Raw genomic sequence first — 21,833 nt, 5'->3', positions numbered from 1 at the left:
GGATACCGGAGCGCGCCGGGCACAATGGCGTATACCCCCACAGCAGGAGCACAGGCGCCATGAGCGATCAGCCCGCGCAGGATCCCCCTCAGGAAGAGGGCATCTCGGCCACCGTGACCGTCACCGGGACGCGTGCCGCGATATTGCGTGATCTGGCGGCGGTGCTCGGCCGGTCCCCCGAGGAACTGGTCGCGGAGTGGGCCGGTGGCACGCTGGTCATCCCGAACGAAGCCATCGGGGACGATCCCCGGGTGCCGGAGTGGGGGCTGTTCGACGGCCCGACCGACCTCGCCGTCAGCGCGGAGGAGCAGCTCCGTGAGGGAACCGACGGATGAGCGGGACGGCACCGCCTGTCGCGGTGGTGGACACCTGCGTGCTCGTCGCCGCCTACAACCGCAAGGACGAGGACCACGAGGCCGGGGTCGCGGCGCTGAACGCACCGCGCGTGCTCGTCGTCTCTCCGCTGGTCCTGGCCGAGGTCGACCACCTGCTCATCAAGCGGGCCGGTGAGCGCGTGGCGTTGAACGCGGTGACCCGGGTCGGCGCACTCGCACGCCTCGGGCACGTACAGATCGCGCCGGTCACCGGCGCCCTGCTCGGGGAGGCCGAGGCGCTGCTGACCAAGTACGCGGGTCACGCCCTGGGCCTCGCCGACGCCGTGAACGCGGTCCTGGCCTGGCGCCTCGGCCGTCCGGCACTGCTGTCCTTCGACCACCACTACACCGATGTGATCGCGCCCCGGACCCGCGCGGAGTCACGGCTCGAAGTCGTCCCGGGCCCCAGACGGTGAACGCGCCCGCCCATCGGGCACAGCGATGGGGCGTCCCGCGCGGGACGCCCCTTCGCGGGACTGGCTAGTCCGTTCCGGACTCCATCGCCGCGCGGTCCAAGGCCTCCGCGTCGGCCTCGTATTCGCCGCGGGACGCGATCGCCTGGGCGCCGCCCTCCGGCATCGTGCCGATCAGGCCCGTGACGGCGGCCTGGGCGGCGCCTGTGACCGGGCTGCCCTCGCCGAGGAGGCCGAGGCCCGCGTACTGCTCGAGCTTGCCGCGGGAGTCGGCGATGTCGAGGTTGCGCATGGTGAGCTGGCCGATGCGGTCGACGGGGCCGAAGGCCGAGTCCTCGGTGCGCTCCATGGAGAGCTTGTCCGGGTGGTACGAGAAGGCGGGGCCCTGCGTGTCGAGGATGGTGTAGTCCTCGCCACGGCGGAGGCGCAGCGTGACCTCACCCGTGATCGCGGCGCCGACCCAGCGCTGCAGCGACTCGCGGATCATCAGGGCCTGCGGGTCCAGCCAGCGGCCCTCGTACATGAGGCGGCCGAGGCGCCGGCCCTCGGCGTGGTACTGGGCGACGGTGTCCTCGTTGTGGATCGCGTTGACCAGGCGCTCGTACGCGGCGAAGAGGAGGGCCATGCCCGGGGCCTCGTAGATGCCGCGGCTCTTGGCCTCGATGATCCGGTTCTCGATCTGGTCGGACATGCCGAGGCCGTGCCGGCCGCCGATCGCGTTGGCCTCCATCACCAGGTCGACGGCGGAGGCGAACTCCTTGCCGTTGATCGTGACGGGGCGGCCCTTCTCGAAGCCGATGGTGACGTCCTCGGTAGGGATCTCCACCGACGGGTCCCAGAACTTGACGCCCATGATCGGCTCGACCGTCTCCAGCGAGACGTTCAGGTGCTCCAGGGTCTTCGCCTCGTGCGTGGCGCCCCAGATGTTGGCGTCCGTGGAGTACGCCTTCTCCGCCGAGTCCCGGTACGGCAGGCCGTGCTCGACCAGCCACTCCGACATCTCCTGCCGGCCGCCGAGCTCGGTCACGAAGTCCGCGTCGAGCCACGGCTTGTAGATCCGCAGGTTCGGGTTGGCGAGCAGGCCGTAGCGGTAGAACCGCTCGATGTCGTTGCCCTTGTACGTCGAGCCGTCGCCCCAGATCTGGACGTTGTCCTCGAGCATCGCGCGCACCAGCATCGTGCCGGTGACGGCGCGGCCGAGCGGCGTCGTGTTGAAGTACGCGCGGCCGCCCGAGCGGATGTGGAACGCGCCGCAGGTCAGCGCGGCCAGACCTTCCTCGACCAGCGCGGCCTTGCAGTCGATGGCGCGCGCGATCTCGGCGCCGTACTGCTTGGCGCGGCTGGGCACGCCGTCGATGTCGGGCTCGTCGTACTGGCCGATGTCGGCGGTGTACGTGCACGGGACGGCGCCCTTGTCACGCATCCACGCGACGGCGACCGACGTGTCGAGGCCGCCCGAGAAGGCGATGCCGACGCGCTCGCCGGCCGGGAGGGAGGTGAGGACCTTGGACATAGGAAGAGTATGCATGATGATGCATGACCATGCAAAGGGGGGTGAGGGGATGTGTGCGGCGTCACCACCGAAGGCCCCGGCCGAGGGCCAGGTCAGAACAGGCTGAGCAGCGCCTCCGTCGGGTCCGCCAGGCCCGAGTCGCCGTCCGGCAGCGGCAGCTCGAACCACACCGTCTTGCCGCGCGGGGTGCGGCGCGAGCCCCATGCCGCGCTCAGCAGCCCGACGAGTTGCAGCCCGCGACCGCCCTCGTCGGTGTCGCGGGCCCGGCGGCGGCGCGGCTGCACGAGACCCGCGTCCCAGACCTCGCACACCAGCGTGCGGTCGAGGAGGAGGCGCAGCCTGATGTCGCCCTCGCCGTACCGCAGCGCGTTCGTGACCAGCTCGCTGACCAGCAGCTCCGACGTGTCGACGAGGGGTTCCAGGCCCCAGCTGAGCAGTTGCGCCCGCGCGTACTCGCGGGCCCGGCCGACCGACTTCGGCTCGCGCGGCAGCGTCCAGTCGCCGACGTTCCCCTTCGGCAGCCCCTGCACGCGCGCCATGAGGAGCGCGATGTCGTCCTCGCCGTGGTGCGTGTCGAGGGTGTTGAGGACGTGGTCGCAGACGTCCTCCAGGGCTGGGGAGGGGTCGTCGAGGGCCGCCCGGAACGAGGACAGGCCCTCGTCCAGCGGGTGGTCGCGGGATTCCACCAGGCCGTCCGTGTAGAGGGCGAGCAGGGAGCCCTCCGGCAGTTCGACCTCCACCTCCTCGAACGGTTCGCCGCCGACGCCGAGCGGCATCCCCGGCGGTACGTCGAGCATGAGCGCGCCCTCGCCGGGTTCGACGAGGACCGGTGGCAGGTGGCCCGCGTTGGCGAAGGTGCAGCGCCGGGTGACCGCGTCGTACACGGCGTAGACACAGGTCGCGAGGTAGACCTCGGAGAGGTCCTCGCCGCCGAAGGAGCGCGCGGTGCGGGCGGGCCGGGTGCCCTGCTGGGCGCCGCCGGGGGTGCCGAGGCCGCGCGCGATCTCGTCCAGGGCGCTGAGCACTTCGGCGGGTTCGAGGTCGAGGAGCGACAAGGTACGTACAGCGGTGCGGAGTTCGCCCATCGCGACCGCCGCGCGCAGGCCGCGGCCCATCACGTCGCCGACGACCAACGCCGTGCGGTGTCCTGGGAGTTCGATGACGTCGAACCAGTCGCCGCCGACCTCGGTCGCGGCGTTTCCGGGGCGGTAGCGGCAGGCGATGTCGAGCCCGGCCGCCTCCGGGTCGTCCGGCGGCAGCAGGGAGCGCTGCAGGATCAGGGCGCGCTCGTGCTCGCGGCGGTACAGGCGCGCGTTGTCGATGCAGACCGCGGCGCGCGCGGCGAGCTCGACGGCGAGCGCCCGGTCCCGTTCGTTGAACGGCTCGCTGCCCTTCGTACGGGAGAACTGCACGAGCCCGACGACGGTGTCGTGCGCGACCATCGGCACGGCGAGCGTGGACTGCACGAGGCCGCGCTGCTCGGTGGGCAGCGTCTGCGGCCGCGCCGTGCGCAGCGCCTGCGCGCAGGGCGAGTTGAACGTGTAGCGGTGCACCGCTCCTACGTTGACGGGGGCCTCGCCGCCCAGGTCGAGGAACGGCACGTCGGCGACGGCGCTCGCGGCGGCCACCCGGCGCAGTTCGGCGCTTCCGTCGGCGAGGCTGTGCCTGACGAGCGCCGTCTCGTCGCCGGCGAGGAGCCCTTGGTAGAGGTCCACGGAGGCGAGGTCGCAGAAGCCGGGGACGACGACGTCGAGGAGTTCGCGGGCGGTGGTCTCCAGGTCGAGCGAGTTCCCGATGCGGGAGCCGGCCTCGTTCAGGAGCGCCAGGTTGCGGCGGGCGTGCGCGGCCTCGCGGGCGGCGGCATGCCGGCGCGTGACGTCGGTGGCGAGGCCCGCGACGCCGATGGGGCGGCCGGAACCGCTGTGCACGCGGTAGAGGTTGATGGACCAGTGGCGCCGCTCGGTGGACTCCGGGGCGGGGCCGACCAGTTGCATGTCGGTCACCGCGTCCCCGGTCTCCAGGACCCGGCGCAGCGCGCCCTGTACGCGGTCCGCCTCGTGGCGCGGCAGATAGTCGTGGACGGTGCGGCCCCGGTGGTCGTCGACGTGCCCGCCGAAGACCGAGGTGAGGGTGCGGTTGGTGCGCTGGACCTTGAGGTCGGTGCCGAACAGCAGGAAGCCGAAGGGAGATTGGCCGAAAATCGCCTGCGAGGCGGCGAGGTCGGTCTCGATGTGGCGCAGGGTGCGGACGTCGACGACGATGCAGACCGCGGCGCGCTCGCCGGACCCGGTGGTCGTCGGCATCACATAGACCTCGGCGAGCCCGGTGGGCCCCGCGCCTTGCGCGGCCGACGCCTCGGCTCCGGATCCCGGTTCGGGGAGTTCGTCCGCCCCGGGAAGCCCGTCCACCTCGGGAAGTCCGTCCACCTCGGGGAGTTCGTCCGCCCCGGGAAGCCCGTCCTCCCCGAGAAGCCCGTCCTCCTCGGGAAGCCCGTCATCCTCGGGAAGCCCGTCATCCTCCGGGAGCCGGAACGGGACGACGCCCGTCCACTCCTGCCCGTCCAGGATCTCCGCCATCTTGCGGTGGCCGCGCTCGCGCAGCTCCGCCGGGACGAAGGCCTCGATGGGGTCCTTGCCCACGGCGTCCTCGGGCCGGATCCCGAAGAGCCGGGCGGCCCGCCGGCTCCACTGGTCGATCGCGCCGCCGGGGCCGATCGAGAAGGAGGCGACCTTGATGTAGTCGTAGATCGAACCCGGCGGGCTCGGCTGCCAGAGGTCGGTCCTGCCGAAGGGCTCCTCTGCCGACTCCTCGGCGGATTCCCCGGCCGGCTCCCCGGGGAGACCCGCGGCGCCCGGCCCGTCACCGCCCAGCGGCACCTGCTCCGCGCGCGGCGCCGACGCCGCGCCCGAGGGGCCCTCGGACACCCTGCCCTTCGCTGGTATCTCGCTCACGCGAACCGTCCCCTCCAGCTCACCGCGTCCGGCACCGGTCACCGGGGCGGCTGCACGCAGTATCCAGCACTACGGAGCCGCGCAACACGGTGTTCACGATCACACCATGCTCCCGACGCTTTTTGGCCCGTCGGGATCGACTGTTTCCGTACCCAGGGTCCGGGTGCGCCCACACACGGCATCTCACACCCGCCCCTCACACCCGCGTCTGTCCCACTCGGCCGATTCCTAACCATCGCCGATTCCTCACCCGGGGGCAGGTTCCTAACCCGGCAGGGCGAGCTCGAACCACACCGTTTTCCCACCGGCCCGCTCCCGCCCCGGCCGGGTGCCCCAGCGCCGTGAGGCCTCCGCCACCAGTTGCAGCCCGCGGCCGCCCTCGTCGTCGGGGGTGGCGGCACGGGCGCAGGGCGGGTCGGGCAGGGGGTCGGAGACCTCCACGAGGAGGACGCCCGAGGGCTCGTACGGGCAGGCGACGCGTACGCCGATGGGCCCGGACGCGTACCGCAGGGAATTCGTCACCAGCTCGCTGACCAGCAGCGCGGCGATGTCGGCGAGTTCCTCGAGGCCCCAGTCCACCAGCTGTGCGCGCACTTCGGCGCGGGCTCCGCGGACGGCGGACGGGTCGGCGGGGAAGGCCCACTCGGCGCAGACGCCTTTGGTGTGGAGCACGCCGATCACTTCCCTGGCCCGCGAGGCACTGTCCGGTTTCATGGGGTTAATCGGGATATACCCGGACCATGCAGCGCACTATCGCGAAGTGGGGTACGCCGTGGCACGGACGGCGTAGGCGTGGCGCGTGTGAGGCGGGCGCGAGCCCCGTCAGGCCCGATCCCGCCGGCTCTCCCCCAGCTCTCCCAGGACCTCCTTGACCGCCGATACGTCCTGGTCGAGCCAGTCCACGGACCAGACCTCGCCGGCCGTGAGCCAGCGCAGTTCGTCGTGGTCCTCAAGGGGCAGCGGGGTGCCGGAGCGCAGGCGGCAGCGCCAGACCCGCAGGACGTATCCGGCCTTCAGCGGCCATTCGCCCGGCACCCGGGAGAGCGGTTCGGCCTCGACGCCGAGTTCTTCGCGCAGTTCGCGGACGAGCGCCTGCTCGGGGGCCTCGCCCGGTTCGACCTTGCCGCCGGGCAGCTCCCAGCGGCCCGCGAGTTCCGGGGGCGCGCTGCGCCGCGCGGCGAGCAGCCGGCCCGCGCTGTCGTACAGGGCGGCGGCGACCACGACGGTCGGTGACGATGACAGCGACGGTGACGATGACAGCGACGGTGACGATGACAGCGACGGTGGCGTTGACGGCGACTCGGCAGGCATGCACCGGAGCCTACGGCTCCGCTATCGCGCTGTGTTGTTCCGCCCCTGCCCCAGGCGCTCCACCCAGTAGGTCGGCTGGTGGCCCTGGTGGTCGTCGAGGCTGTCGGCCATGCGCTGGGCCTCGGCCTTCGTGGCGTAGCGGCCCACCCGGTAGCGGTTTCCGTTGTCGTCCTCGCGGATGACCAGCCACGGAAGTGTGGTCGTGCTGTCATTCATCGCGCCCCGCCCCTCCCTGGCCGTTCCGACCTCGACTCGCATCGCGCCCCGCCCTCTCAGCCCGAGGAAACCGCAACCCGCATATGCCCGAGCCTACGCCTGACCTTTACTCACCGGATACGGATTGGCACAAAGAGATACGCAACAAGCCATCGTCCGAACATGCGGACGACGGGCCGAGGGGGCGCATCCAGTGGATGCGCCCCCTCGGCCCGTCAGTGGCCCTGCCTCAGTGCGCGCGCACCGTCGGCATCGGCATCATCACGGGTTCGCCCGTCGGCTTCTTGGTGCAGACGTCGCCGCAGTCGGCGTCGAGGGAACAGCAGAGCGAGCAGATCGGGCCGGAGTGGGCGGGGCAGTCGGCGATGTCGGGGAGTTCGTACGCCGTCTCGCACACGGCACAGGTGTGGGTGGCGGTGATGTCGGTGCCCTCGGGGAGCTCGACGTCCGGGCCGTTGACCGGGTTCGGCCGCGCCAGGTAGTAGCGGCCCTTGGTCGCCCAGGCGATGAGCGGGCAGAGCAGCAGCGCGAGACCCGCGGCGATGAACGTGGAGAACGCCTCGGCGTACTGGCCGAAGACCCCGAAGAACGCCGTGATCGAGACGGCCGAGGCGATCGTCATCGCGCCGAATCCGGCCGGGTTCACCGCGTACAGATAGGCCCGCTTGAACTCGATGTACTTGGGGCTCCAGCCGACCCGCTTATTGATGACGAGGTCGGCGGCGACCGCCGCGATCCAGGCGATGCCCACATTCGAGTAGAAGCCGAGCAGTTTATTCAGCGCGGCGAACATGTTCAGTTCCATCAGCGTCAGCGCGATGGCGAGGTTGAGGAAGATGTACCAGACACGGCCGGGGTGACGGTGCGTCACACGGGAGAAGAAGTTCGACCAGGACAGCGAACCGCTGTACGCGTTGGTCACGTTGATCTTGATTTGGGAGACCACGACGAAGAGCGCGGCGGCCGGCAGCGCGACCGGGCCGAGCCACGGCTTGAGCGCCTCGACCTGCGGCGCGATGGGTTCGAGCGCGTGCGTCTTGCCGACGGCTTCGAGCGCTACGAAGGCGAGGAGCGCGCCGCCGAGCTGCTTGGCGGCGCCGATGACGACCCAGCCGGGTCCGGCGGCGAGAACGGCCAGATTCCACCGCTTCCGGTTCGTCTCGGTCTTGGCCGGCATGAAGCGCAGGTAGTCGGCCTGCTCGCCGATCTGCGCGATGAGCGAGAGCGCGACGCCGGTGCCGAGCCCGAAGCCGATCCATGAGAAGCCGCTGCCCGCGCCCTCGGTGCCGCCGAAGTGCGTGAACTCGCCGAAGGAGGCGGGGGAATGGAAGAGCAGGATCAGGAAGGGCAGGACGAGGCCGATCAGCCAGATCGGCTGCGTCCACGCCTGCACCTTCGCCAGCGCGCCCATGCCGCGGAACACGATCGGGATCACGATGAGCGTGGTCACCAAGTACCCGATGGGCAGCGGGAGTCCGACGACCTCGTGCATCGCCTGCGCCATGATCGAGCCTTCGAGCGCGAAGAAGATGAAGGTGAACGAGGCGTAGATGAGGGACGTGAGCGTCGAGCCGAAGTAGCCGAAGCCCGCGCCGCGCGTGATGAGGTCCATGTCCAGGCCGTACTTGGCGCAGGCCCGGGCGATCGGGATGCCGGTGGTGAAGATGATGGTCGCCGCGCACAGGATCGAGGCGAGGCCGCTGGTGAAGCCGTACGTGAAGACGATGGACGCGCCGATCGCGAAGTCGGCGAGGTAGGCGATGCCGCCGAGCGCGGTGGAGGCGACCATGGTCGGCGACCAGCGCCGGTAGGAGTGCGGGGCGTAGCGCAGCGAGTAGTCCTCGCGGGATTCGTCGGCGGCGAGCCTCGCGTAACTTCGCTTCGGGGGCTGCCCGTCGGGCGGTCCTGCGGGTGACCCGGTCGCCCGGTCTGCGTGGGGTACGGCGGTCTCGGTCATGGCGGCTACCCGTTCCTCCGTCGGCGGTATACCAACTGCGTACGGAGGGCGAAGTTAGGAGCCGTACATGACAACGCGGGGCAGGCGGCGATTGCCTGCCTGTTACGGGAGTCGGGGCGCGGTTAACTCCCGATCACACGGCCCGGACGGACCGCGCCGGGTATCGGGCGCGGCCCGTCACTTCACCGGCAGGTGGTATGCGATGCGGTAGCGGTCCGCGGGCACCACCACGTCGGCCGTCTCCACCGGTCTGCCGGACGCGAAGAAGGTGCGGTGGATGACGAGGACGACATGGCCGGGCACCCCGCCGAGCGCGCTCAACTCCTCGGCGAGGCCGGGGCGGGCGGCGACTTCCTCCGTCACGTTGTCCACGATCACGTCGATCGCCGCCATGCGCTCGACGACGCCGCAGCCGCCGAGCGGGCCCTCCTCGGGGAGCATCACGGGGGTGCGGCCGGTCACGGCGAGCGGCTCCCAGGAGGTCGCGAGCATCATCGCCTCCCCCGCGTCCCGGTACACGTACTTGGTGCGCATCACGCGGTCGCCCGCGCGGATCGCGAGCCGCTCGGCGACGGCGGCGACCGCCTCGGTCTGCTCGCTGCGCGAGTCCCAGGTGCCGCGCGAGTCCGGGTCGCCCTGCTCCTGCCGGAACGGGGTGGAGCCGCTGCTCGGCCGGTATCCGGAGCGGGCGACGCGGCGCGGCACGGGAAGCTCGCGCACATACGTCCCCGAACCGGAGCGGCCCTCGACGAGGCCCTCCGCCATGAGGACCTTGCGGGCCTCCAGGGCCACCGTGTCCGAAACCCCGTACTCCTCGCGGATCTTGGCCTGTGAGGGGAGGCGGGTGTGCGGCGGCAGCGAACCACTGACGATCTTCTTGCGGAGGTCGCCCGCAACGCGGAGATACGCCGGCTGCTCACCGAATGTCACTGGTTGTCCCCTCAGATCCCCATCAGATTGACAGACAGCAACAGCGTGGCAACCGTGGGTTCAGGGGTGCAAGCAAAGGCCAAAGAATCACTCGATGTGATGACTTCCGAGGTCAGGGGCCTTTACGCAGCGACTTTGCCCAGGTAGTGCGTCATTCACACATCGGCCCATGATTCGAGTGTGCGTACGCCATGGCCTGGATAGTGCGTCACCTTGGGCGGTTTGGCGGCGCGCGTCCGACGGGGGTGGGGGGTCGCGGACCACGCTCTCCCCATGAAGCCAGCGCAGCTCGTCGCTCTCGCCGCACTCACCGTCGGCGCCTCCCTCACCCCGACCGCCCAGGCGGCACCGGACGCCGTGCCCAAGTGCGGTGGTTCCGGGTGGAGTCTGAGCACCCGGAAGGCCGAACCGGACAGCCCGTACCACGCCTACGCGGGCAACGGGTATCTCGGTGTGCGGGTGCCGCCCGGCGGGTCCGGGTACGCGAGGACCGGGGGTGAGGGGGCCAAGACGGGGTGGCCGCTCTATACGGCGCCGTACGACGGGGCCTTCGTGTCGGGGCTCTACGGGCGGGGGCCCAAGAACACCGCGCACCGGGAGGCCGTCGCCGCGCTCCCCAACTGGACCGGTCTCGACGTGCGGGCGCGCGGCGAGACGTACGGGCCGCGGAGCCGGACCACGGGATACCGGCAGACCCTCGACATGCGGTGCGGCGTCGTCCGGACCGAGGTCACGTGGGTGCACCGGGACGGGGAGCGCACCGACCTCACGTACGAGGTGCTCGCCGACCGGGCGGATCCGCATGTCGGCGCCGTACGGCTGCGCGTGACGCCCCATTGGTCGGGGGACGTCACCGTCACCGACCGGATCGACGAGCGCGGCGCCCGCCGGATCACCGGCACCGGCAGCGGCCCCGCGGGCAAGCGCACCACCGCCGTCGGCTTCCGTACCGACGGGTCCGGGACCGAGGGCGCCGTCGCCTCCACCCTCCGCTCCCCCGGCCGCACCCACACCGCCCGCCGGGACGAGGGCGGCCTCGGCAGCCGGCAGTCCGCCGACTTCCGGGTCGAGGGAGGGCGGACGTACGACGTCAGCAAGTTCGTGGGCGTCGACACCGGACTCACGTCGAAGCGTCCGCGGGCCGATGCCGTGCGCGCGTCCAAGCGGGCCGCGGCCGTCGGGTGGGATGCGATGCGACGTCAACATGACGCCGCCTGGCGGGAGTTGTGGGACGCCGACATCGAGACTCCGGGGCGGCCGGAGTTGCAGAAGCGGTTGCGCGCCTCCCAGTACGGGCTGCTCTCCTCGCTGCGGCCCGGGGCTCGCGACAGCCTCGCACCCACCGGGCTGAGCAGTGACAACTACGCCGGAATGGTGTTCTGGGACGCCGAGACGTGGATGTATCCCTCGTTGCTCGCCACCCGGCCCGAGCTGGCCGACCCGGTGCTCGAGTACCGGTACCGGACGCGGGGCGCCGCCGCCGAGAACGCGCTCAAGACCGGGCAGAAGGGGCTCATGTACCCCTGGACCAGCGCCAGTTCGGGCTCGTTGTGGAAGGAGTGCCAGAGCTGGGATCCGCCGCACTGCGTCACCCAGAATCACCTCATGGGCGATATCGCGCTCGCGGCCTGGCAGCGCTACCAGGCCACCGGCGATCGTCACTGGTTGCGCGAGCGGGGGTGGCCGCTGCTCAAGGGGCTTGCCGCGTACTGGAGTTCACGGGTCACACCGAATGAGAGTGACGGCTCGTACTCCATCAAGGACGTCGCGGGGCCGGACGAGTACAGCAACGGCGTCGACGACGGCGTCTACACCAATGCCGTCGCCGCCACCGCGCTGCGCAATGCCACCAAGGCCGCCGAGCTGGTCGGCGAGCGGGCGCCCGGCCGCTGGGAGCGGATCGCGGACCGGCTCCGGATTCCGTACGACAGGGACCGCAAGGTCTTTCCGCAGTACGCCGGTTACGACATCGACAAGGGCGCGGACATCAAGCAGGCGGACGCCGTGCTGTTGCTGTATCCGCTGGACTGGAAGCCGATGCCGAAGGGGGCGGCCGCCGCGACGCTCGACTATTACGCGGCGCACACCGACCGCGACGGACCTGCGATGACGGACTCCGTGCACGCGGTCGCCGCCGCGAAGATCGGTGAGCCGGGGTGCTCGACGTACACGTATCTGGAGCGGGCCTCGCGGCCGTTCTTCCGGGGGCCGTTCGGTACGTTCTCGGAGTCGCGGGGCGAGAAGGCGGGGGCCGGGGACGAGCTCGCGGGGACGCCCGCGCAGGACTTCCTGACCGGGAAGGGCGGGTTTCTGCAGGTGTTCACGCATGGGCTGACCGGGATGCGGCTGACCGACGGGGACGCCGTGCGGCTCGATCCGATGCTGCCGCCGCAGTTGAAGGAGGGCGTCAAGGTCAAGGGGCTGCGGTGGCGGGGGCGGACGTACGACGTCGCGATCGGGCCGGAGACGACCGACGTGCGGCTCACCCGGGGCGCGCCCTTCGCCGTCGAGACGCCGGGCGGGCGCGAGGCCGTGACCGGCGCCGGGGTCACGCTCCCCACCCGGCGGCCCGACCGCGAACCGACCACCGACCTCGCCCGTTGCAGGCCGGCGAAAGCCACGTCCGAGGACCCGGGGCAGTACGCGGGCGCGGCCGTCGACGGCAACCCGGCCACCACCTGGCACCCCGCGAAGCCGGGCGCCACGCTCACCGTGGATCTGGGCGGCGTACGGCCCGTGAACCGGGTGGAGGTGACCGGGACGAAGGAGTACCGGGTCGACACGTCGCCCGACGGTGAGCACTGGAAGCCGTTCGACGAGGCGACGGTCGGGCGTTACGTGCGGCTCACCGAGACCGGTGAATCGGCGGGCTCCGTCGGCGAGTTGACCGTGTCCTGAGGGCGCCGGCGGAGCAGGAGCTGGGCGCCGGTCGTGACCACGATGTTGACGGCGAGCGCGATCAGGCCGGTGTCCACGGTTCCCACGTCGACGGAGCCGAACGTCAGCCACGCGAGCACCGCGACGCCGGTCAGGATGCCGACGAGGGCCGGGACCGCGCCCAGCTTCACCTTCTTCGCCAGGCCCATCACGATCGCGGGCGCCAACTGGGTCAGGCCGCCGTACGTGAGCAGGAGCAGGTCGGAGAGGAGGCCGGGGCGGGTCAGGCCGAGGACGAGGGCGAGGCCCGCCGCGAGCACCACGCACACGTGGTTGGTGCGCAGTTGGGTGCGCTCGTTGCGGACGCTCAGCAGGTTGCGGGAGAGCAGGCTGGAGATGCCGACGACGATGGCAGCGGACGGCACCATCGCGGCGGAGGCCGCGGCGACCGCGACCAGGCCGACGAGCCAGCCCGGCAGGGTCTGTCCGGCGAGGGTGAGGGCGACGCCGTTGGGTTCGGTGCCCTTCTTCGCGAGCAGGACCCCGGCGAAGCCGATGACGATCGGGATGCCGAGGGCGATCTGGTAGAGGGGCAGCCAGATCGCGTTGGAGCGCAGCACGCGGCCGCTGCGGGCGGCGAGCACCGGCGGCCACAGGTGGGCCATGGTGCCGAGGCCGCCGCCGATGCCGGAGATGATGACGGCGGTGACGAAGAAGGTGCCGTCGTAGCCCTCTTGATCGAGCGTCAGGAGCTGGGGGTGGCTGGTGCGGAGGGTGTCGAAGAGGCCGCCGATGCCGCCGTTGACCGAGAGCGCGACGCCCGCGATCAGGACCACGAGGCCGATGATCATCAGCGCGTCCTTGAGGTACGCGACCCGCGCGATGCCTCGGATGCCGGACCACAGGACGAAGACGACGGTCAGGACGGTGGCGAGCACCATGCTCAGGTTGCCACCGGTGTGGCTGCCGGTGGCGAGCTGCACGATCATGCCGAGCCCGGTGATCTGCAGTTGCAGGTACGGCAGGAGGAAGACCGCGCCGACGACGGCGACGACCTTGCCGAGCAGCGGGCTGCCGTAGCGGTCGACGAAGAAGTCGGCCTGTGTCAAGTAGCCGCCGCGCTGGCCGAGTTGGCGCATGCGGGGCGCGGTGAAGTACTGGAGGACGAAGTTGATGGCGAGGTAGCAGACCGCGAAGGACGCGGCGACGCCGCCGCCGAAGGCGATGCCCGCGAGGCCGAGGAAGCTGAAGGTGGTGAAGGCCTCCCCGGCCTGGAGGAACCAGGTGGTGAAGGTGGAGAAGCCGCGCTTGGCGACGGTCCACTCCCCCAGTTCCTTGCTGGGCGCGCGGCGGCCCGTGACGCCGACCGCCGCGATGGCGACGATGCCGAGGACCGTGATGACCATGGTGCTGTTCATCCCGCGACCTCCTCGGCCTCGTCCTCGTAGCCGACGGTGGAACGCGTGCCGCGGTCGACGAGGGCGAGCGCGACCGTGGTGCCGACGGTCCACAGCAGGCACCAGGCGAGGACGGACGGGATGCCGAACCACAGGTGCGGTCCGTTGACGAACGGGAGGAACGGGGTGCTGAGGAAGGCGAGGACGGGCACGGCGGCCCAGAGCGCGTGCGGAGATCTCATCGGGGCTCCAGCTGACGGGAGTTGAGCGCTACGAAGGTTCCCTACGAAAGGCGGGGCGCGCGGCGTCCGTGTCCCGTGGCGGCCTCGTAGGCGGCGCCGATGTCGAGGACGGCGCGTTCGGCGCGCGGCGGGCCCACGATCTGCAGGCCGACGGGGAGCCCGGCGGGAGTGAAGCCGGCGGGGACGGAGAGGGCGGGTGCGCCCAGGACGGTGAGCAGATACGCGGAGCGCATCCAGTCGAGGTAGGTGTGCTGCGGCTGTCCGTCGATGACGGTGGGGTACTCGGCGTCGACGTCGAACGGCGCGACCTGGCTGACCGGGGCGATCAGCACGTCGTAGCGGTCGAAGAAGCCGGCGGCGGCCAGGTGGATGCGGGTGTGCTCGGTGCGGGCGCGGGCCAGGTCCGCCGAGGTGAGCTTGAGGCCCTCCTCGATGTTCCAGACGAGGCTGGGCTTGAGCTTGTCGCGGTCGGTCTCCAGGAGCGGGCCGAGTCCGGTGCGGAAGGCCTGCGCCCGCAGCGTGCGGAAGACGTCGTCGGCGCCGTCCAGGTCCGGGCAGTCCTCGACGACGTGCGCGCCCGCCGCCTCGAACACCTTGCCCTGCTCGGCGATCACCGCGCGCACCTCGGGGTCGACGGGGACGCGGCCGCCGAGATCGGGGGCGTAGGCGACGCGCAGCCCCTTCAACTCGCGGGCCACCGGGGCGCGGAAGGACGGGCCCGGCGTCTCCAGGGACTGCGGGAAGCGCGGGTCGGGGCCCGCCAGCACCGAGAGCAGCAGGGCGACATCGGCGACGGTGCGGCCCATCGGCCCGGCCACGCCGAGCGTCTCCCACAGGTCGTTCGTGGGCAGCGATGGCACCCGGCCAGGGGTGGGGCGCAGGCCGACGACGTTGCAGAACGAGGCCGGGTTGCGCAGCGAGCCGCCCATGTCGCTGCCGTCGGCGATCGGGGTGAGCCGGGCGGCGAGCGCGGCGGCGGCGCCACCGCTGCTGCCGCCCGCGGAGCGGGTGCGGTCGTACGGGTTGCGGGTCGCGCCGAAGACGGGGTTGAAGGTGTGCGAACCGGCCGCGAACTCGGGGACGTTGGTCTTGCCGATCCGGATCGCGCCGGCGTTCTGGACGCGCTCGACGAGGAGTTCGTCCTCGTCGGGCACGTGGTCGGCGAAGAGCGGCGAGCCGTGCGTGGTACGCAGGCCGCGGGTGAGGTGGGTGTCCTTGAAGGCGATGGGCAGTCCGTGCAGGGGCCCCAACTCGGCTCCGGACGCCGCCCGTTCGTCCGCCTGCCGCGCCGCTTCCCGGGCGCCTTCGGCGTCGAGCGTGACGATGGCGTTGAGGGCCGGGTTCACGCGCTCGACGCGGTCGAGGTGGGCGGCGAGGACCTCGCGCGCCGACAGGTCGCGGCGGCGGATCCGGTCGGCGAGCTCGACGGCGTCGAGCGCGCACAGGGCGTCGGATTCGGTGGGGCGTGCGGGACCTACGGGCATGACCGTCCTCGGGCAGGAGGCGACTGTGTGCGCCCTCACACTGCGACCGGGTGACGAATTAAGTCAATGGTTTGCGCTGCATGAACTTTTCAGACGTACGACTCAACTACTTGGCCTTTACGGTCACTCCGCTGCGCTTCCACGCCTCGACCACCAGATGGGACTGCACGGCCTCGGCCCTGCGCACCCACGGCGCCTCGGTGAGGAAGGCGTGCAGCGCCGCCTTCGACGGCTGGGTCACGTCGACCAGGAGCTGGTGCTCGCCCATGACCACGGCCGCGTACCGCACCAGCGGCGATTCGAGGAGCAGCCGGCCCACCTCCTCGACCTCGCCGGGCCGCGTCCTGATCCACAGCAGCGCCTGCACGGGCAGGCCGAGCAGCGCGGGCTCCACGACGGCGCGGATGCTGACGTGGCCCGCGCGGCTCAGCGCGTCCACGCGGCGCCTGGCCGTGGCCACCGACACCCCCGCGACGGCGGCGAGTTCGTCGTTCGTGCACCGCCCGTCCTCGGCGAGGGCGCGCAGGATGGCCTCCTCGTCGGGGGCGAGCTCGACCTCGTCGAGGCCGACCCGGTCGACCTGCCGCTCGCCGCCGAGCGCCTCGACCTCGGCGGCGTCGAGGATGCCGGGCGACCACTCGTGCACGGTGCGGAAGTAGCGCAGGACCGGCGAGACCTGCTGCTGCACGAGGCCGGGCAGCGCGGGCACCTCGTCCAGCATGAAGCGCCCCAACTGCTCGGGCGGACACTGCAGTTCGGCCACACAGTCGGCGGCGCCCGCGAGCACGTACGAGAAGATCGCGTCGGGCCGTCGCGCGGCGGCGAGCGCCGCGTCCCGTACGGACCCCGGGCGGCAGTTCATCCGCAGGATCACGGTCTCCCCGCGCACGACGAGCCCCCGCACCGCCACGTCCCCGCTCTCCACGAGCCGGTGCCCGCGCCGCGCCACCTTCCGCTCCGGCTCCCCCAGCACATCCGCGATCCGCCGCCAGGAGGCCCGCCCGTCGATCTGCAGCGCGGCGACGACGCGGCGGTCGAGGGCGTCGAGCGGGGCGGGCACTTCGGGGGGATTCGGCTCGGTGGTCACGGAACGACCCTAGTCCAGGCCACGCGACCCACATCTGAAAAACAGATCACTCACCCCGGAAACATCTGTTGGACAGGGTTGCGGGTGCGGCGAAGGATGGCTCCCACCGCACGACCCGAGTGGAGGCTCAAGTGCCGAGTGAACAGACGGAAGTTGTCGTCGTCGGGGCGGGCCAGGCCGGCATCGCCATGAGCGAGCACCTGGGCGCGCAGGGCATACCGCACATCGTCCTGGAACGGGACCGGATCGCCGAGCGATGGCGCACGCAGCGCTGGGACTCGCTCGTCGCGAACGGGCCCGCCTGGCACGACCGGTTCCCGAACCTGGAGTTCCCCGACGTCGGCCCCGACGCCTTCGCGACGAAGGAGCAGGTCGCCGAGTACTTCGAGCGGTACGCCGAGAAGATCGACGCCCCCGTGCGGTGCGGCGTCGAGGTGTCCAAGGTGCGCAAGCACGTGGGCGGGCCCGGCTTCCGCGTCGAGACGTCAGAGGGCTCGATCGACGCCGGGTTCGTGGTGGCCGCGACCGGACCGTTCCAGCGGCCCGTGATCCCGCCGATCGTGCCCGAGGGCGCGGTGCGCGCCCAGATCCACTCCAGCGAGTACCGCAACCCGGAGCAGCTGCCCGAGGGCGCCGTGCTGGTGGTCGGCGCCGGTTCTTCCGGCGTGCAGATCGCCGACGAGCTGCGCCGTTCCGGGCGCCGCGTATTCCTGTCCGTGGGCCCGCACGACCGGCCGCCGCGGCAGTACCGGGGCCGGGACTTCTGCTGGTGGCTCGGGGTGCTCGGGCTGTGGGACCTGACGACGCCGCCGCAGGGCGCCGCGCACGTCACCATCGCGGTGAGCGGGGCGCGCGGCGGGCACTCCGTGGACTTCCGCGAGCTGGCCGGGACCGGCATCGAACTCCTCGGCATGACCTCCGCGTACGAGGACGGGCTGCTGAGCTTCGCGCCCGACCTCGCCCAGAACATCGCGCTCGGCGACGAGAAGTACCTCGACCTGCTGCGGGCCGCCGACGCGTACGTCGAGCGCAACGGGCTCGACCTGCCCGAGGAGCCCGAGGCGCACGTCCTCGGCCCCGACCCCGAGTGCGTGACCAACCCGCGGCTCGCCCTCGACCTCGCCGATGCCGGGGTCGCCTCGATCGTCTGGGCCACCGGCTTCGCCGCCGACTACAGCTGGCTCGACGTCGACGCGTACGACGAGAACGGCCGCCCCGACCAGCGCCGCGGCGTCTCCACGGAGCCCGGCGTGTACTTCCTCGGCCTGCCGTGGCTCTCGCGGCGCGGTTCGAGCTTCATCTGGGGCGTCTGGCACGACGCCAAGTACGTCGCCGACCACATCACGACCCGGCGCGCATACCTCGCGTACGAGACCAACTGAAGGACTGAGGAGCACAGAGGCATGGCCAACGCCCCGATCGTGGCCGGCGGGCACACCCGGATCCGGCCGTTCAACACCCGCGACACCTATCCCGAGCAGAACCTCGACAACGACCTCTGCCAGGCCGTCGTCGCCGGCGACACGGTGTACGTCCGCGGCCAGATCGGCCAGGACCTCGACACCAGCGAGAACGTCGGCGTCGGCGACGCCGGGGCGCAGGCCGAGCGGGCCATGGCGAACATCAAGATGCTGCTTGAGGAGTCGGGCAGCCGGATGGAGCACCTGGTCAAGCTGACGATCTACCTGATCGATCCGCGCTACCGGGAGGCCGTGTACCGCACGGTCGGCCGCTGGACCAAGGGAGTTCACCCCATCTCGACCGGCATCGTCGTCTCGGCGCTCGCCCGCCCGGAGTGGCTGTGCGAGATCGACGCGGTGGCCGTGATCCCGCAGGGCGAGAAGGAGGCGCGGGCATGACGTTCTCCCTCGTCGTACGCGACGGTGCGCGGTTCGGCATCGCGGGCAGCTCGTCGAGCCCCGCGGTCGCGGCCCGCATCGCCCATCTGCGGCCCGGCGTCGGCGCCGCGTCCTCGCAGAACATCACCGACCCGGTGCTCGGCACGCGCCTGCTCGACGGACTGTCCGCGCACGGTGACGCGGAGCGCGCCCTCGCCGAGGTGGCCGGCGCCCCGGACGTCGAGAAGACCATCGCCTACCGGCAGTTGACGGTCCTGGGGCGGGAAGGCCCCGGTTTCGCGTACAGCGGTCCGCAGACCCTCGGCACGTACGCGACCGCCACCGCCGACGGCGCCGTCGCGGCCGGGAACATGCTGTCCGGGACGCACATTCCGGGCGTCCTGCTCGACGCGTTCGCGGCCGCCACCGGCGAGCTGGAGGAGCGGCTGGTCGCCGCCATGAAGGCGGCCGTCGCGGCGGGCGGCGAGGAGGGACCGGTCCACTCGGCCGGGCTCGCGGTCGTCGCCGACGTCGGCTGGCGCGTCACCGACCTGCGGATCGACTGGACCGACGACGACCCGATCGAGCGGCTCGGCGAGCTCGTCGACGTATGGCTGCCGCAGCGCGACGACTATGTGACGCGCGGCCTCGATCCGGCCTCCTCGCCCTCGTACGGCGTTCCGGGCGACGCACGATGAGTGCGCTCAAGGACACCGGCCTCAAGGACACCGGCCTCAAGGACGCCGCCCGCAAAGAAGTCGACCGGCACGCCGACCAACTCGTCGCGCTCTCCGAGCAGTTGCACGCCGACCCGGAGACCGCGTGGGAGGAGCACCGCGCGGCGGCGCGCGTGCCCGAGCTGCTCGACGGCGCCGGATTCGACGTCACGTCCGCGTACCTGGGCCTCGACACCGCCTTCCACGCCTCCTTCGGCAGCGGCCCGCGCCGCATCGCGCTGTGCGCCGAGTACGACGCGCTGCCCGGCCTCGGACACGCCTGCGGGCACAACCTCATCGCGGCCTCGTCGATCGGCGCCGCCCTCGGCCTCGCCGCCGTCGCCGACGACCTGGGCCTGACGGTCGAGGTGTACGGCACCCCGGCCGAGGAGGGCGGCGGCGGGAAGATCGAGCTGCTCGACCGGGGCGCGTTCGCCGGGGTCGACCTCGCGATGATGGCGCACCCGGCGCCGGTCGACGTGGCGGAGGCCAAGCCGTTCGCGGTCAGCCACTCCAAGGTCGCGTACCAGGGGAAGTCGGCGCACGCGGCGGCGTACCCGGAGGCCGGGGTCAACGCGGCCGACGCGTTCACCGTCGCCCAGGTCGCCATCGGCCTGCTCCGCCAGCAGCTCCCGGCCTCCGCGCGGGTGCACGGCGTCGTCACGCACGCGGGCGACGCCCCGAACGCGATCCCGGAGCGGGCGACCGGGCGCTGGTACGTGCGCGCCGAAACCCTCGCCGAATTGGCCGAGTTGGAGCCGCGCGTCATGCGGGCCTTCGAGGCGGGCGCGCTCGCCACCGGCTGTGAACTCACGGTCGAGCCGGAGAGCAAGCCGTACGCCGAGTTCCGCGCGGACGAGTCGGCGCTCGCCCACTACCGCGCCAACGCCCTCGCTCTCGGGCGCCAGTTCGCGCCGCCGGGCCAGGCCGACCGCATGAACCGGGCCTCCACCGACATGGGCAACGTCTCCCAGGTCGTGCCCGCCATCCACCCGTACATCGGCATCGGCTCCCTGCCCGCCACCAACCACCAGCACGAGTTCGCCGCGTACTGCGTGGGCGGAACCGCCGAGCGGGCGCTGCTCGACGCGGCGGTGGCGCTCGCGTGGACGGGCGTGGACCGGGCCGGACCGTCCTCCGGACCGCCCGAGGAGGCGAAGACGTGACCGTGACCGAGGCGGCGCCCGTACAGGCCGATGCAGCCACTTTGCGCAGGAGCGTCGCGGCCGGGGCCGTCGGCGTGTTCGTGCACTGGTTCGACTGGGCCGCGTACGCGTATCTCGCGGGCACCGTCGCCACCGTGTTCTTCCCGTCCGGGGACAGTACGACCGGGCTGCTCGCGGTCTTCGGCGTCTTCGCCGTCTCGTTCGGTGTCCGGCCGCTCGGCGCGCTGGTCTTCGGGCCGCTCGGCGACCGGATCGGCCGCAAGCGGACGCTGTCGCTCGTCATCCTGATGATGTCCGGCTCGACGCTCGCGATCGGGCTGCTGCCCGGCTACGACTCGCTGGGCATCGCCGCGCCGATCCTCCTGGTGGTGCTGCGGCTGATCCAAGGGTTCGCGGCCGGCGGCGAGTTCGGCAGCGCGGCGAGCTTCCTCGCCGAGAGCGCGCCACGACGCAGGCGCGGCTTCGGGGTGAGCTGGCTGGAGGTCGGCTCGCTGCTCGGCTTCCTGGCCGGCTCGTTCGTCTTCCTGCTCCTGTCGAGCGGGCTCGACGACGCCCAACTCACCTCGTGGGGCTGGCGGATCCCGTTCCTGATCGCGGCGCCGCTCGGCATCGTCGGTGTCGTCATCCGCAACAAGATCGAGGACACCCCGGAGTACCGGGCCCTCGAAGCGAACGACACGGTCCCGCGCAGCCCCGCCCGCGAGCTGCTGCGCACCCACCGCCGCGAACTCCTCCAGGCGGCGGGCCTGACGGCCACCATGCACGTGCCGTTCTACGCCGTGCTCACCTATCTCGTCACCTACGAGACCGACCACCTCGGCCACTCCGCCGACAGCGCCGCCCTGCTGTCCACCGTGATCTCGCTGCTCGGCCTGGTCTTCGTGCCGCTGTTCGGCGCGCTGTCCGACCGGGTGGGGCGCAAGCCGGTGTTCATCGGGGCGTCGGTGGCGCTGCTCGCCTTGTCGACTCCCGCGTTCTGGCTGATGCGGACCGGGATGGCCGGTACGTGGATCGCCGGGCTCGCGCTCGGCGTGATCCTGGCGGCGATCCTCGGGACGTACGCCGTGTGGTCGGCGGAGGTGTTCCCGACGCGGACCCGGCAGAGCGGGCTCTCCATCTCGTACAACGTCACGGCGGCGCTGTTCGCGGGCACCGTGCCGTACCTGATGACGCTGCTCATCGAGAAGACCGGCAGCACGCTGGTGCCCGGCCCCTATCTGATGGTGTTCGGCGTGGTCGGGCTCGTCTCCGCGATTTCCCTGAAGGAGACGGCGGGTTCGTCGCTGCTGCACGCGGAGGACGTACGGGAGGAGGACGCACGACAAGGGGACGCGGCCTAGAGTCGGGCGCACACCCCGGTT

General features: G+C 71.7%; 19 protein-coding genes. 8 read left to right on the top strand and 11 right to left on the bottom strand.

Annotated elements, in window-relative coordinates:
• The first annotated feature begins 59 nt into the window (after positions 1-59).
• Positions 60-335 (top strand): hypothetical protein, encoded by a 276-nt coding sequence (locus tag RBJ65_RS04475; protein ID WP_306317917.1) that lies wholly within the window; start codon positions 60-62, stop codon positions 333-335.
• Positions 332-790, top strand: a complete 459-nt coding sequence (locus tag RBJ65_RS04470) for a type II toxin-antitoxin system VapC family toxin (protein ID WP_306317916.1) — start codon at positions 332-334, stop codon at positions 788-790. Before RBJ65_RS04475 ends, RBJ65_RS04470 begins: the two co-directional genes overlap by 4 nt.
• A 64-nt stretch (positions 791-854) precedes the next feature.
• Here RBJ65_RS04470 and argG read toward each other — a convergent pair whose 3' ends face one another.
• The 7 genes from argG to RBJ65_RS04435 all read right to left on the bottom strand — a co-directional run bounded on the left by argG (position 855) and on the right by RBJ65_RS04435 (position 9,665).
• Positions 855-2,300, bottom strand: a complete 1,446-nt coding sequence (gene argG, locus RBJ65_RS04465) for an argininosuccinate synthase (protein ID WP_306317915.1) — start codon at positions 2,298-2,300, stop codon at positions 855-857.
• Between the two features lie 92 nt (positions 2,301-2,392).
• Positions 2,393-5,251: a SpoIIE family protein phosphatase gene (locus RBJ65_RS04460; protein WP_306317914.1), complete on the bottom strand. Its 2,859-nt coding sequence runs from the start codon at positions 5,249-5,251 to the stop codon at positions 2,393-2,395.
• Between the two features lie 264 nt (positions 5,252-5,515).
• Positions 5,516-5,965 (bottom strand): ATP-binding protein, encoded by a 450-nt coding sequence (locus RBJ65_RS04455; RefSeq protein ID WP_306317913.1) that lies wholly within the window; start codon positions 5,963-5,965, stop codon positions 5,516-5,518.
• Positions 5,966-6,073: 108 nt separating this feature from the next.
• Complete coding sequence (locus tag RBJ65_RS04450; RefSeq protein WP_306317912.1) at positions 6,074-6,472, bottom strand: (deoxy)nucleoside triphosphate pyrophosphohydrolase; 399 nt, start codon at positions 6,470-6,472, stop codon at positions 6,074-6,076.
• Positions 6,473-6,583: 111 nt separating this feature from the next.
• Positions 6,584-6,778 carry an SPOR domain-containing protein gene (locus tag RBJ65_RS04445; RefSeq protein WP_306317911.1) on the bottom strand — a complete coding sequence of 65 codons (195 nt, stop codon included), beginning with the start codon at positions 6,776-6,778 and terminating at the stop codon, positions 6,584-6,586.
• A gap of 229 nt (positions 6,779-7,007) precedes the next feature.
• The gene (locus RBJ65_RS04440; RefSeq protein ID WP_306317910.1) at positions 7,008-8,735 is read right to left on the bottom strand and encodes a cytosine permease; all 1,728 of its coding nucleotides are present in this window, start codon (positions 8,733-8,735) and stop codon (positions 7,008-7,010) included.
• A 177-nt stretch (positions 8,736-8,912) separates the two neighbouring features.
• Positions 8,913-9,665, bottom strand: a complete 753-nt coding sequence (locus RBJ65_RS04435) for a GntR family transcriptional regulator (protein ID WP_306317909.1) — start codon at positions 9,663-9,665, stop codon at positions 8,913-8,915.
• 273 nt (positions 9,666-9,938) lie between these two features.
• Between RBJ65_RS04435 and RBJ65_RS04430 the strand changes: the two genes are divergently transcribed.
• Positions 9,939-12,563 (top strand): discoidin domain-containing protein, encoded by a 2,625-nt coding sequence (locus RBJ65_RS04430; protein WP_306317908.1) that lies wholly within the window; start codon positions 9,939-9,941, stop codon positions 12,561-12,563.
• Here RBJ65_RS04430 and RBJ65_RS04425 read toward each other — a convergent pair.
• The 4 genes from RBJ65_RS04425 to RBJ65_RS04410 form a co-directional block, all read right to left on the bottom strand.
• Entirely contained in the window at positions 12,500-13,960 is a 1,461-nt protein-coding gene (locus tag RBJ65_RS04425; RefSeq protein WP_306317907.1) for a sodium:solute symporter, read from the bottom strand. The genes RBJ65_RS04430 and RBJ65_RS04425 overlap by 64 nt on opposite strands.
• Positions 13,957-14,181, bottom strand: a complete 225-nt coding sequence (locus RBJ65_RS04420; RefSeq protein ID WP_306317906.1) for a hypothetical protein — start codon at positions 14,179-14,181, stop codon at positions 13,957-13,959. Before RBJ65_RS04420 ends, RBJ65_RS04425 begins: the two co-directional genes overlap by 4 nt.
• A 41-nt stretch (positions 14,182-14,222) precedes the next feature.
• On the bottom strand, positions 14,223-15,665 hold the full coding sequence (locus RBJ65_RS04415) for an amidase (RefSeq protein ID WP_306317905.1): 1,443 nt from the start codon (positions 15,663-15,665) through the stop codon (positions 14,223-14,225).
• A gap of 106 nt (positions 15,666-15,771) precedes the next feature.
• The gene (locus RBJ65_RS04410; protein WP_306317904.1) at positions 15,772-16,752 is read right to left on the bottom strand and encodes an Lrp/AsnC family transcriptional regulator; all 981 of its coding nucleotides are present in this window, start codon (positions 16,750-16,752) and stop codon (positions 15,772-15,774) included.
• Between the two features lie 131 nt (positions 16,753-16,883).
• On the opposite strand from RBJ65_RS04410, the gene RBJ65_RS04405 reads away from it, so the two are divergent.
• From RBJ65_RS04405 to RBJ65_RS04385, 5 genes are read left to right on the top strand one after another with little or no spacing between them, the layout of a single operon-like run.
• A complete protein-coding gene (locus RBJ65_RS04405) occupies positions 16,884-18,134 on the top strand; it encodes an NAD(P)/FAD-dependent oxidoreductase (RefSeq protein WP_306317903.1) in 1,251 nt (416 codons plus the stop codon).
• A gap of 21 nt (positions 18,135-18,155) precedes the next feature.
• Positions 18,156-18,611 carry a RidA family protein gene (locus RBJ65_RS04400; protein ID WP_306317902.1) on the top strand — a complete coding sequence of 152 codons (456 nt, stop codon included), beginning with the start codon at positions 18,156-18,158 and terminating at the stop codon, positions 18,609-18,611.
• Complete coding sequence (locus tag RBJ65_RS04395; RefSeq protein ID WP_306317901.1) at positions 18,608-19,288, top strand: DUF1028 domain-containing protein; 681 nt, start codon at positions 18,608-18,610, stop codon at positions 19,286-19,288. Before RBJ65_RS04400 ends, RBJ65_RS04395 begins: the two co-directional genes overlap by 4 nt.
• Positions 19,285-20,472, top strand: coding sequence for a M20 family metallopeptidase (locus tag RBJ65_RS04390; protein WP_306317900.1), 1,188 nt, complete (start codon positions 19,285-19,287; stop codon positions 20,470-20,472). The genes RBJ65_RS04395 and RBJ65_RS04390 overlap by 4 nt, the downstream gene beginning before the upstream one ends.
• On the top strand, positions 20,469-21,812 hold the full coding sequence (locus tag RBJ65_RS04385) for an MFS transporter (RefSeq protein WP_306317899.1): 1,344 nt from the start codon (positions 20,469-20,471) through the stop codon (positions 21,810-21,812). Before RBJ65_RS04390 ends, RBJ65_RS04385 begins: the two co-directional genes overlap by 4 nt.
• Positions 21,813-21,833: the final 21 nt, after the last annotated feature.

The organism is Streptomyces sp. KL109B, assembly GCF_030766935.1.
GTDB lineage: Bacteria > Actinomycetota > Actinomycetes > Streptomycetales > Streptomycetaceae > Streptomyces.
The sequence above is the reverse complement of the archived record's forward strand: the minus strand, read 5'-3'. Positions and strand labels throughout refer to the sequence as shown.